Annotated in this window: 11 protein-coding genes; 5 read left to right on the top strand and 6 right to left on the bottom strand. The window is 30.3% G+C overall.

Translation table 11 applies throughout. The features are described from left to right. Positions 1–13 precede the first annotated feature (13 nt). The 3 genes from BXY80_RS03265 (at position 14) to BXY80_RS03255 (ending at position 5,751) form a co-directional block, all read left to right on the top strand. Positions 14–1,300, top strand: coding sequence for a M23 family metallopeptidase (locus BXY80_RS03265; protein ID WP_120199775.1), 1,287 nt, complete (start codon positions 14–16; stop codon positions 1,298–1,300). After that, positions 1,300–2,949: a glucose-6-phosphate isomerase gene (gene pgi, locus BXY80_RS03260; RefSeq protein WP_120199774.1), complete on the top strand. Its 1,650-nt coding sequence runs from the start codon at positions 1,300–1,302 to the stop codon at positions 2,947–2,949. Before BXY80_RS03265 ends, pgi begins: the two co-directional genes overlap by 1 nt. 159 nt (positions 2,950–3,108) lie before the next feature. Beyond that, complete coding sequence (locus BXY80_RS03255) at positions 3,109–5,751, top strand: TonB-dependent receptor (RefSeq protein WP_120199773.1); 2,643 nt, start codon at positions 3,109–3,111, stop codon at positions 5,749–5,751. A 71-nt stretch (positions 5,752–5,822) separates the two neighbouring features. On the opposite strand, the gene gldD is transcribed toward BXY80_RS03255, so the two are convergent. From gldD to mutY, 4 genes are all read right to left on the bottom strand, one after another. After that, positions 5,823–6,398: a gliding motility lipoprotein GldD gene (gene gldD / locus BXY80_RS03250; protein WP_120199772.1), complete on the bottom strand. Its 576-nt coding sequence runs from the start codon at positions 6,396–6,398 to the stop codon at positions 5,823–5,825. Positions 6,399–6,430: 32 nt separating this feature from the next. After that, positions 6,431–7,741 (bottom strand): gliding motility-associated protein GldE, encoded by a 1,311-nt coding sequence (locus tag BXY80_RS03245; protein WP_120199771.1) that lies wholly within the window; start codon positions 7,739–7,741, stop codon positions 6,431–6,433. 23 nt (positions 7,742–7,764) lie between these two features. Next, complete coding sequence (locus tag BXY80_RS03240; RefSeq protein WP_120199770.1) at positions 7,765–8,205, bottom strand: single-stranded DNA-binding protein; 441 nt, start codon at positions 8,203–8,205, stop codon at positions 7,765–7,767. An 83-nt stretch (positions 8,206–8,288) separates the two neighbouring features. Further along, positions 8,289–9,332, bottom strand: a complete 1,044-nt coding sequence (mutY, locus tag BXY80_RS03235; RefSeq protein WP_120199769.1) for an A/G-specific adenine glycosylase — start codon at positions 9,330–9,332, stop codon at positions 8,289–8,291. 133 nt (positions 9,333–9,465) lie between these two features. On the opposite strand from mutY, the gene BXY80_RS03230 reads away from it, so the two are divergent. After that, positions 9,466–9,756, top strand: coding sequence for an HU family DNA-binding protein (locus BXY80_RS03230; protein WP_120199768.1), 291 nt, complete (start codon positions 9,466–9,468; stop codon positions 9,754–9,756). Positions 9,757–10,067: 311 nt separating this feature from the next. Then, positions 10,068–11,612 (top strand): Rne/Rng family ribonuclease, encoded by a 1,545-nt coding sequence (locus BXY80_RS03225; protein ID WP_120199767.1) that lies wholly within the window; start codon positions 10,068–10,070, stop codon positions 11,610–11,612. A gap of 65 nt (positions 11,613–11,677) precedes the next feature. Here the strand turns inward: BXY80_RS03225 and BXY80_RS03220 are convergent, their stop codons facing one another. After that, on the bottom strand, positions 11,678–12,082 hold the full coding sequence (locus tag BXY80_RS03220) for a hypothetical protein (protein ID WP_120199766.1): 405 nt from the start codon (positions 12,080–12,082) through the stop codon (positions 11,678–11,680). Positions 12,083–12,455: 373 nt separating this feature from the next. Continuing rightward, complete coding sequence (locus tag BXY80_RS03215; RefSeq protein WP_120199765.1) at positions 12,456–13,097, bottom strand: hypothetical protein; 642 nt, start codon at positions 13,095–13,097, stop codon at positions 12,456–12,458. Positions 13,098–13,104: the final 7 nt, after the last annotated feature.

The raw sequence follows: 13,104 nt of genomic DNA, 5'->3' as shown, positions 1-13,104 counted from the left end.
AATCAAAAAATTAATGCAATCAAAAAGATTATTAATAGCACTTTTTATCTGTATTGGTGTTTTTTCATGTAAAGAAAATAAAACAAAACCAGACGTAAAATCATTGCAAACGTTTATAAAGCCTGAAGAAGTTAAAGAGTTTGGATTTAACCTTAAAGAATACATTGTAAAACGAGATACAATTAAATTTGGGGACAGTTTTGGAGAAATTCTAGAACGAAATCATATAGGTTATCCGCAAATTTTTAATATTGCCGAAAAAGCTAAGGACACTTTTGATATAAGAAACCTTCGAGCTGGAAAGCCTTATACATTACTTTGTGCCAAAGACTCACTAGAAACACCACAAGCGTTTATATATCAACCACGTAAAGAAGACTATATTGTTATTAAACTTTCAGATTCTATACATGCATATAGAGGTAAAAAACCAATTACAATCGTTGAAAAAGAAGCTTCAGGAATTATTTTAAACAATTTATCAGAAACAATGGAAGCTCAAGGCTTGCCTTATAGCTTGATAAATGACATGTCAGACATTTATGCATGGACAATCGATTTTTTTAGACTTCAAAAAGGAGATCGATTTAAAATTGTGTATAAACAGCGTTTTATTGAAGACACTATTTATTCAGGAATTGAAAGTATAGATGCAGCTTACTTTAAGCATAAAGACGAATCGTTTTATGCCTTTAATTTTAAAGTAGATAGCTTAAAAAATATTTCAGATTATTTTGATGAAAATACTAAAAGCTTACGACGTACTTTTTTAAAGGCTCCAGTTCAGTTTAGTCGTATTTCATCGCGCTACAATTTAAACCGTCGTATAAAATATTATGGCTATAAATTAAGACCTCATAAAGGTACAGATTTTGCAGCCCCAATTGGTACACCTATTCTTGCAACTGCAAATGGAACTGTTACAGAATCTAGACGAAGAGGCGGTAATGGTAAGTATGTTAAGATTAAGCATAACGCAACATATAGTACACAATATTTGCACATGAAAGCTCAAAATGTAAAAAAAGGAGAGTTTGTAAAGCAAGGCGATGTAATTGGTTGGGTTGGGATGACTGGAAATACTGGAGGTCCTCATGTGTGTTATAGATTCTGGAAAAATGGGAAACAAGTTGATCCTTTTAGAGAAAAACTGCCAGCTGCTGAGTCTATTCCAGATTCATTAAAAGCATCGTATTCAGAATTTATAAAACCTTTAAAATCGAGACTTGATAATATTCAGTTTAGTGATAACAAAATTATTTTACCAATAGAACAAGATTCAATTTCTCAAATTCAATAATGGCATTAAAAACAATCAATCCAACAAGTACTAAAGCCTGGAAAAAACTAGAAGCACATTTTAAGGATATTAAAGATGCTAAAATTAAAGATTGGTTTACTAAAAATCCTAATAGAGCAAGTCAGTTTACTGTTAAGTGGGAAGATTTTTACGTAGATTATTCTAAAAATAGAATTTCTGATAAAACGATAGAATTGCTTTTAGAACTAGCCGATGAAGTTGATTTAAGAGATGCTACTACAAAATATTTTGAGGGAGATATTATAAATACCACAGAAGGACGTGAAGTATTACATACAGCTTTACGTAACCCTGAAACTGCTAAGGTTATAGTAGATGGTAAAAATATAATGCCAGAAATTTATCAGGTAAAAAATAAAATTAAGAATTTTTCAAACCAGATTATAAATGGCGATTTAAAGAGTTATACAGAACAACGTTTTACCGATGTAGTAAACATTGGAATAGGAGGTTCAGATTTAGGGCCAGCAATGGTTGTAGATTCATTAGCATTTTATTCTAACCATTTAAAAACGCATTTTATAAGCAATGTAGATGGAGACCATGTTAATGAAGTAATTAAAAATTTGAATCCTGAAACGACATTATTTGTTATTGTATCAAAGACTTTTACCACTCAAGAGACCCTATCTAATGCTAATACAATTAGAGAATGGTTTCTTAAAAATGCACCACAAAAAGCAGTTGCAAAGCACTTTGTTGCTGTATCTACCAATATTGAAAAAGTAAAAGCTTTTGGTATTGATGAAACTAATATTTTTCCTATGTGGAATTGGGTTGGCGGACGATTTTCACTTTGGAGTGCAGTTGGTTTATCAATAAGCTTATCTATAGGATTTGAAAATTTTGATAAATTATTAAGCGGCGCACATAAAATGGATGAGCATTTTAAAAGGGAACCATTTGCTAAAAATATTCCAGTAATTACAGCGCTTTTAAGTATTTGGTATAATAATTTTTTTAAGGCAGAAAGTGAGGCTATTATCCCTTATTCTCAATATTTAAATCAATTTGTTACATACCTTCAGCAAGGTGTTATGGAAAGTAACGGAAAAAGTATTGACAGAAACGGAGATAAAGTAAACTGTCAAACCGGAACCATTATATGGGGAGAACCTGGTACAAATTCTCAACATGCTTTTTTTCAGTTAATTCATCAAGGCACTAAATTAATTCCTGCAGAGTTTATTGGTTTTGCTAAGCCATTATATAATAATAATGAGCATCAAGATAAATTAATGTCTAATTTTTTTGCTCAAACAGAAGCATTGATGAATGGTAAGCCTAAAAATGAAGTCATTAATGAATTAAAAACACAAGGTTATTCAGAAGAGGAAATAATTAAACTTACACCTTTTAAAGTATTTCAAGGAAATAAACCTACTACAACAATTTTAATAAATAAATTGACTCCAGAAAGCTTAGGGAAACTAATAGCAATGTACGAGCATAAAATCTTTGTTCAAGGTATTATATGGAATATCTTTAGCTATGATCAATTTGGAGTTGAGCTTGGAAAACAATTAGCTAACAATATATTGGAAGAAATTTCAACCAAAACTAGTTTTAACAATCACGATAAATCAACGTTAAATCTTTTAAAACACTACAAAGATTTAACAAAATAATTGTTAAAAAGTTGTTTATACTAAAAAGACTTCAATGCTAAATTGTAAGTTAATTCTTTGTACTTTCAATGGGTTAAAAACTTAACATTAAGTTAATCTTATACTATTTATTTAATGTATTTTTGCACAAAATTTAAAAACCAATTTTAAACTTGTAATATGAAAAAAATTACTAAATTTTTATTTATGATTGTAGCAATGTTGTTTGCTACAATAACATTTTCTCAAAGCACTGTAACCGGTAAGGTTGAGGATGCAGGCTTAGGTTTACCTGGAGCAAATGTTGTAGAAAAAGGTACTTCTAATGGTGTAAGTACAGATATTGATGGAAAATTTACACTTAATACTCAAGGAGCATCTGGAGAACTTGTAATTTCTTATGTAGGTTATAGTTCTGTAACCATTAGTTTTAATGGAAGTCAAGATTTAGGTACAATCAAATTATCTCCTGACAACTCACTTGATGAGGTGGTTATTATTGGATCTGGAGTAATTGATTTGGCTGAAGACAGAAAAACACCAATTGCTGTGTCAACTATTAAGGCAGCACGTATTCAAGAAAAAGCAGGTAACTCAGATCTACCAGAACTTTTAAAGTCTACGCCTTCTGTACACACTACACAGCGTGGTGGATTTGGTGATGGACAATTATTTTTAAGAGGGTTTAATCAAACCAATACAGCTTTCTTATTAAACGGACAACCAATTAATAGTCCAGAAGATGGAAGAATGTTTTGGTCTAACTGGTCTGGTGTTTTAGATGTTGCAAATGCAGTGCAAGTACAACGTGGTTTAGGGTCTTCTAAATTAGCGATTTCATCTGTTGGTGGAACAGTTAATATAGTAACTAAAACTATTGACAAAAAAGAAGGTGGATTTGTACAGCAAATGATTGGAAATGATAATTACACTAAAACTTCTGCAGCTTATTCAACAGGTCTGATGGAAAATGGTTTGGCAGTATCTGCTATGTTTGGACATTGGCAGGGTGAAGGTTATGTTGATCATACAGAAGGTCAAGGACAAACATATTTTTTATCTTTTGGCTACAAAATAAACGAGAATCATATCTTAAACTTAATGTTGACAGGAGCACCTCAATGGCATGCAGCTGCAGGAAATGCTGATTTAGAAGACTTTTTAAATGAAGATAGAGGAAGACGTTATAATTCGTGGAATGCAACGGGTGTTAACAGCCCTAATAACTTAAAATCTGGTGTCTACCCAGGAGGACGAAATGTGTATCATAAGCCAGTAATAAACTTAAACTGGGATTGGAAAATTAATGAAAAATCTGAATTATCAACTGTTTTATATGGTTCTAAGGGACGAGGTGCTTTTGTTCAGTCACAATTTGATAGAAATAGTGGTGAAGCAACTTATGCTAGAGGCTCAAATAATAACCACGACTGGTATGGTTTGGTAACAAACTATAGTAATGAATTAAATGAAAACTTAAGCTTTAATGTTGGTGCAGATGTACGTTTATATAATGGTATTCACTACAGAAGTGTAAACGAATTCTTTTCTGTTGATTCTGTGAGTGATTCAAGTATTTATAATGGGGGTAGCTATGAAATAACAGAAGTATTCGGTGGGATTAACCCTTGGAATCTTTTATTTAATTCAAATGATGATCATGGTCAGCGTTTACATCCTTATTATGATTATGAAGAAGACATTAATTATTTAGGTGTATTTGGTCAAATAGAATATACAAAAGATAAATTCTCAGCATATTTCCAAGGTTCAGCATCTGCACAGTCACATGTTAGAACAGAGTATGGAAATTCTTCAGAAGAAGGCAGAGGTCTAGAGTCTGAGAAAGTTAATAATCCAGGATTTAATCTTAAACTAGGTGGCGCATATAGAATTAATGATCAAAATACAGTATTCTTAAACACAGGATATTATTCGCGTCAGCCTTATCATAGTGATTTATTTATTGATGATAGAGCTTCTAATCAATTAAACCCATTAAGTGATGAAAATCAAAATGTAACAGGTGTTGAAGCTGGTTATAAGTTTATGGGAGATAAAATTTCAGCAAATGTGAATTTATATTATACGGTTTGGGATAACAGAATTGATTATGATTCTGAAGATACTCTTGGAGCGAATGGTTTACCAATTAATGAAGATGTACCAAATACAGACCCTGCATTTAATCCAGCAGATAATATTGCAGATGTGTTTTATTCAACAAGTGGAATTAAACAAGTGCATATGGGAGGAGAATTAGAAATTTTTGCAAGATTAGTTGATAGATTAGAACTTCAAGGATTTTTATCTATAGGTAACTGGGAATATGATGGTGATGTAACGCTTAATGAATCTGTAGAAGGAGGTGCTTCAACGAGTACAGGAGAAGTAAGTTATATTGATGGTGCTAAGGTTGGAAATGCTGCACAATTTACTGCTGGGATAGGTGCTAAATATGAAATTTTACCTAGATTTAAAATAGATGCAAATTGGAATCAATATGATAAGCTTTTTGGAAATGCGAATTATGGTGGGTCTGAATTTTCGACACAAGATAATAGAGGTTCTATAGAATTACCATCGTATGATACTGTAGATGCTGGATTATCTTATAAATGGTTAGTAGGTAAAGATGATAAAAATTCAATACAGTTTCGTTTAAATGTAAATAATGTATTTAGCGAAGTTTATTTAGAGTACTCTGATGAGAATAAGCATGTTGATGCAGGAGATGAAGCTTGGAATGGTGTAAATGTTGAAAACAGAGTTCGTTTTGGATACGGAAGAACATGGAACTTTAGTATGCGTTACAATTTCTAATTATTAAAAATTAGCTTAAATATAAAAAATGCTCATCCTAACGATGAGCATTTTTTTTACAAATAACTTTTTTATTTTTTCCACTTAATAGTTTCCATGATATGCTTAATATCTTTTTTTAAATACTCTGCTGCTGGATAAATAGAATCAAAATTTGGTTTTGCATAAAAATAAAGAGAGCCACTCAAAAAGTGATTTAGGCTATCTGTTACATAAAATTGAGATTGCGAAGCTGCATTACCACCTACTTCATAAAACATCCCATAAACTTCATGCTTAGGGTTTTTGTATAAATCACCTTCAATACCATCTGCTTTACTAACATGTTTTTGAGTCATGTTTTGCGCATCTCTTAATAAGGCAATTAAATTGTCTTTTGTAACTTTTTTATAAGTTAAATATATGGTTCCTTTTAGGCTTGGATAATTTATGTCTAAGCCATAAGAGCTTTTGCTTTTATCAACTTTAATAGTAGCAATTTTATTGGCTAATTCATTTTTCTCAAACGAAAAAGGTATTGGCAAATCTGTTACTTTATAATTTGCCTTGTTGTAGTCTAATCTTAAAAATCCTTTTGGTTTTGGTAATGGATCATCTCCACAAGCAATACAAGTTGCTGTTAAAAATGTTATAAATAGCTTTTTCATATTTATTTTCCGCGAAAGCGAAAATCGTTTAATTAATCTTTTATAGTAAACTTAATTTGTTTGATTCGCTTTTTATCTAAAGCGTCTATAGTAAAAACGTAATTTTCAAATTTTATTTTACTTTTTAATCTAGGAAATAACCCTGCAATCTCTAAAACAAAACCAGCAATAGTTTCTGCTTCTCCTTTTGAGTTTTCAAAAACAGATTCATCTTCAATGTTTATGATTCTATAAAAATCTTTAAGTGTTGTTTTTCCTTCAAATAAAAAGTTATTGCTATCAATTTTGGTGTAAACCACATCGTCATCATCAAATTCATCACTAATATCACCAACAATTTCTTCAATAACATCTTCTAATGATACAATCCCAGATGTGCCTCCATACTCATCAACCACAACGGCTAAATGCACTTTTTTAGTTTGAAATTCAACCATTAAGTCATCAAGCTTTTTGTTTTCTGGTACAAAAAGAGGTTCTCTTAAAAGAGTTGTCCAATCAAACTGCTTTCTATCTATATATGGTAATAAATCTTTAATGTATAAAACACCAATTACAGTGTCTATACTATCTTTATATACAGGGATTCTCGAGTACCCTTTTTTAATTATCTCAGGAACTATTTCAGTGTATTTTTGATTTTCGTTTAAAGCAAAAATATCCATTCTTGGTCGCATAACTTGCTTAGTATCTGTATTGCCAAACGATACGATACCTTGTAAAATTTTATGTTCTTCGGTTGTTGTATCACTTTCACTTGTTAGCTCAAGCGCTTGAGAAAGTTGATCAACACTAAGGTTAGATTTTTGTTTGCCTAATTTGTCTTGTATACCATTAGTTACATATTGCATAGGTAAGCTTAAAGGAGAAAAGAATGTGTCTAAAAATTTTAATGGCATTGCCATAAAAACTGAAAATTTGATTCGGTTTCTGCTAGCATAAATTTTTGGTACAATTTCACCAAATAGTAGGATTAAAAAAGTGATAACAACTACTTCTAAAAGAAAACGTAACCAAGCAATTTCTATAGAATAAAATAAACGTTCTCCTAAATAGGCAAACAGAATAACAATACCAATGTTTATTAAATTATTAGCAATAAGAATAGTTGCTAGTAGTTTTTTTGGACGTTCTAATAGTTTAGAAATTGTATTAAAGGCCTTTGGTTGTTCTTCTAAACCAGTATCTATATCTGACTTTGTTAAAGAGAAAAATGCAACTTCAACACCAGAAATAAGTGCAGAGCAAAACAATAGAACAACAAGCAAAATGATTCCTGAAACTAACGATGTGTTTACAGTAAGAAGCGATGTTAATATTGTACTCGAGGGCTCAGGATCCAAAGCAAATGTTTTTAGTTATACTTTTAAAACGGAAGGTCATCATTGTCTTCTGTAATAGATTGAGTTGTATTATTTTGATTTGTTTGCTGTGGTGCAGCTTGTTGAGAAGCATTATTTTGAGATTCACTTTTTGTGCTTAAAAAAGTAAAATCATTACAATGAATCTCTGTAGAGTAACGATCTAAACCTTTATCATCTTGCCATTTTCTGGTTTTAAGTCGACCTTCAATATATACCTTGTCGCCTTTAGATAAATACTTTTCACAAATCTCTGCAGCTTTGTTGCGTACAACAATATTATGCCATTCTGTATTGGTAACACGCTCGTTGGTTTGCTTGTTTGTATATGTTTCGTTAGTTGCTAACGGAAAACGACCTATACAATTACCGCCTTCAAAATAATGCATTTTAACCTCATCTCCTAAATGCCCAATTAGCATTACTTTATTTAATGTTCCTGACATAATATGTTTTAATACTTAAGATTACAAATCTACACATTTTGTAATGTGCTTTATTAAAAGTAGTAAAAATTTATGATTCTACATTACTCAAAATTAAATTCATCAATAAAATTGCTTATTAAAATTGGAGTTGGAAGTGCTTTGAGTTTAGATATTTTCAAGCCTTTTGTGTGCAGTTTGTCAACTTTTATAATCCAAAATTTTGTGTGTAAATGTTGGTGAGATAGCTTATGGATGATGTCTATATTATTATACAAACTAAAATCAAAATCAATAGATTTAAAATATAAAGAAATTAAAGGATGCTTTTTAAAATTATCAATTGTTAAACTATTATCAGTTTCAATAAGCGGAAACTGATATAGGTTTTTCCAAATCCCTTTTTCTGTTCGTTTTTCAAACAAAGTGTTGTTATCATCAGAAACGAAGACTAAAAAATTAAAATACTTTTTACTAACCTTGGTCTTTTTAAGTTTAATTGGAAGTATTCCTATTTTGTTTTTTTGAAGCGCAACACAACCTTTATTTAAAGGACAAGCATTGCAATCAGGATTTTTTGGTTTGCATTGTCTAGCACCAAACTCCATTATTGCCTGGTTGTAGTCGCCAGGATTTTTTTTATCAATTAATGATGTTGCTAAAGATTTAAACTCTTTAATGCCTTGGGTTGTGTTTATTGGTGTGCCTATTCCAAAATAACGCGCAAGCACTCTATATACATTGCCATCTACAACAGCTGTTGCTTCATTATAACAAATAGATGCTATAGCACTTGCGGTATAATCACCAACACCTTTGAGTTTTAAAAGTGAATTATATGTAATGGGAAAAATGCCATTTAGTTCTGTAACAATATATTTAGCCGATGCATGTAAATTTCTAGCTCTTGAGTAATAACCTAAACCTTGCCAAAGCTTTAAAACAGTGTCTTCTTTAGCTTTTGCAAGGTCAAAAACTGTTGGGAATTTGGTGATAAAAGCTTCATAATATGGTAAACCTTGCTTAATTTGTGTTTGTTGCAAAATTATTTCTGATAGCCATATAGCATAAGGTTGTTTGGTTTTTCTCCATGGTAAATCACGTTTATTTGCTGAGTACCAATGGTTTAAAATTTGGTTAAAATTCATTTCTTATTTTAAATCGTTACAAAAATAAATCTTTATACCGTTAAATTTTAATTAATTACGCTTGAAATATTGAAATTAAATTACCTATATTTGCATCCCTTATAATTAATAGATAACCCTAAAAATAATAGCGATGACAAAAGCTGATCTAGTAGCTAAAATTTCTGATAAACTAGGAATTGAAAAAGGTGATGTTCAAGCAACAGTTGAAACATTCATGGAAGAAGTGAAAACATCTTTAGAAGGTGGTGATAATGTATACCTTAGAGGTTTTGGAAGTTTTATAATTAAAACAAGAGCAGAAAAAACAGGTAGAAATATTTCTAAAAATACAACGATTAAAATACCAGCACATAACATTCCTGCTTTTAAGCCTGCAAAAGTATTTGTAGAAGGTGTAAAAACAAATGTTGAGGTAAACTAAGACATTAAAAACAAATATTAATTTAAAAAGACTAATTTATGCCAAGTGGTAAAAAAAGAAAAAGGCACAAGGTAGCGACTCACAAGCGTAAGAAAAGAAGACGCGCTAATCGTCACAAAAAGAAATAAATTGAGAAAGTAGTTTTTAACTACTTTTTCGATTTTTAAAACAACGTTCTTTGATATTTAATTCATGATTAATTTTACGTTTACCTTCGTAAAACATGAATTTACCGGATTTAAACATCCTGTGTCAAAAAATAAAGTATAATCCATCTGTTTCTCAATTAGAAATAGATATAAATTTGCAATATGGACAAAGAATTGATTATAAGATCACGTTCTGATATTGTTGATTTTGCCTTATTAAAAGATGGAAAACTTATTGAATTGCACAAAGATGAAGATGATAACAACTTTTCTGTTGGTGATGTGTTTATTGCCAAAATACGAAAAGCTGTTCCTGGTCTAAATGCTGCATTTGTAAATGTAGGCTATGAGAAAGATGCATTTTTGCATTATCATGATTTAGGACCACAATTACCTTCGCTTTTAAAATTCATAAAACGTGTAAGCACAGGGAAACACACAGATTTTTTACTTAAAAATTTCCAATTTGAGAAAGATATAGACAAAAACGGAAGCATTGCTAATGTTTTAAAATCTAATCAATCTCTATTAGTACAAGTAGTAAAAGAGCCAATTTCAACAAAAGGACCTCGTATTAGTAGCGAGTTGTCTATTGCAGGGCGTTATATTGTTTTAGTGCCATTTTCTGATCGTATTTCAATTTCTCAAAAGATTGAATCTAAAGAAGAAAAAGATCGCTTAAAACGATTGGTAAAAAGCATAACACCTAAAGGATTTGGCGTTATTGTACGTACTGTAGCTGAAGGCAAAAAAGTTGCCGAGCTCGACAAAGATTTACAGAATTTGCTAACCAGATGGACAGCAATGTGTAAAAAGCTGTATAAAGCCCATCATCCAAGTAAAGTACTTGGCGAAATGAATAAAGCCTCTTCTATTTTAAGAGATATATTTAACGATTCATTTTCAAATATTATAGTAGATGATGAAGCACTTTATATACAGATAAAAGATTATGTGCAACAAATTGCACCAAAAAAAGAATCTATAGTGAAGCTACATCAAAATAATGTACCAGTTTTTGAAAAATATGGTATAGAAAGACAGATTAAAACTTCATTTGGACGAACTGTATCTATGGCAAAAGGTGCCTATTTGGTTATTGAACATACCGAAGCGCTTCACGTTGTAGATGTTAACAGTGGAAATAGATCTAACAAAGAAAAAAATCAGGAAGATACTGCTTTAGAAGTCAATTTAATTTCTGCATCAGAAATTGCTCGTCAGTTGCGTTTACGTGACATGGGCGGAATTATAGTTGTAGATTTCATTGACATGGGAAAAGCTGAGAACCGCAAAAAGCTTTACAATCATCTTCGTGATGAAATGAAAGATGATAAAGCAAAGCACAAAATATTGCCTCCTAGCAAATTTGGATTAGTACAAATTACTAGACAGCGTGTTAGACCAGAGCGTAATATTGAAACTAAAGAAGAAAATCCTAATGGTATTAATGGTAGTGAAATTGAAGCACCAATTAAAATAGTGCAAAAAATCACTCAAGACCTAGAAAGGATTTTCAAAAAAGACTACAAAAAGGTGACTTTAAACACACATCCTTTTATAGCGGCCTTTTTAACAAAAGGTTTTCCATCAGTACGTTCTAAATGGTTTTTAGAACATAAAAAATGGATAAAAGTACAACCTAGAGATGCTTACACATATCTTGAGTATCATTTTTTAGATAAAAATGGTAACAAAATCAAATAATATCAAAAAACGCCTTTTCACTTAGTGGAAAGGCGTTTTTGTTTTTAAAGGTGTTTAAAGAAAACTTACCATATTCTAATTTTTTTTACTGTTTTAGTATCTGTATCAAGAAAAAAAGTGATATGATTATATCTAAGAGATGTTTCACTCCTCTTTTTTTGTTTAATTTTTTGGTTCTTTTTTATAACGGGACCACTAATTGGCTTGCCCATTTTTTCTTTTACTAAACTTGATTTTGTGCCAACCCTAATTTTCTTTTTTGTATAAAACTTATTATCAAAAACATCAATATGAATAATTAAACTATCAACTGGATTTAATAAGAATTCTAATCCTTCTAAATCTAAGCTTTTATCTAGTTTTTCACCAATTTTAAAATTGCTAACTCCTTTTTTAGGGATAATAAGTAATGGGTCTTTTTTGCAGGAAATAAAAAGAGTTATGACGATAAAAAATATTAGTTTTTTCATAATTATTAATCTGAGCAATCATTATTAGTACTGTTATATAATGTTTCTCCAATTTTTTGATAAAAAATGGTAACAAAATTAAATACTATCAAAAAATGCCTTTCCACTAAATGAAAAGGCGTTTTTGTTTTACAGCTATTTTAAGAAGATTTTTTATACTTTTTAATAATCAAGTAACCACATATTATGAGAATAAAAAGAATTAACAATATGTGCCAATTGTGTATTGTATAATAGTAATCTCCAATATCTATGTCTATTTTGTTTAGCATAATTAAAACTTTTTAATTCTATAATTATCTGTAAAAAAAGCTTCTAGGCCTTTCCAGCTCATATATTCGGCTGCTTTTTCTTTCTACTGTTCTTCTACAAGCTACCAGTTTTTTATAGTACTTACTTTATGCCATTTGTTATTTCTGTTTTCATACACTCCTATTTCTGGGTATATTGCTGATCCTACATATTGACCATAAATAAGGGCGTACTTTTTATTTGAAGTATACATTGGCTTTGAAACATAAAGTATCCAATTTCTTTTCTTTTTTGAATTTAAATCTAAACCTGAACTTGAATTTAAACTTGAAGGACGTATATATTTAAATTTATCAAAAACAATAGAATCCCATTTCCCATTAGATACTTGTTTTTCATAGTTTGAATATTCATTGTCTGAATACACTACACGCACTATTGAATCTACTTTAATATTAACCCAAGGTTTACTTAATAAGCTATTATAAGTACTATCTCCTTTTACAAGAGGAATAAACTCAAGTTTGCCATTTATTGTTTTAGACACACTCTTTGGCATTTTAATAAATGAATCTTTTTTTAACTCTAAATAGTCTTTATAATTACTGAATATAACACTGTTAGCATTGCTTAAACCTAATATTATGGAGTCTCTTTTTTGATCAATAGCTTTTAGGTTAACCATTCTTTCTAATAAATATAAGTTTAAAAGTTTATGGTCGTCGTTAGTTGGCTGTAATACTTTTTGATTACAATTTATCATTAATACT

This window comes from Ichthyenterobacterium magnum, from assembly GCF_003610635.1.
GTDB classification, from domain to species: Bacteria; Bacteroidota; Bacteroidia; order Flavobacteriales; family Flavobacteriaceae; genus Ichthyenterobacterium; species Ichthyenterobacterium magnum.
This window is presented reverse-complemented; position numbering and strand designations above follow the sequence as displayed.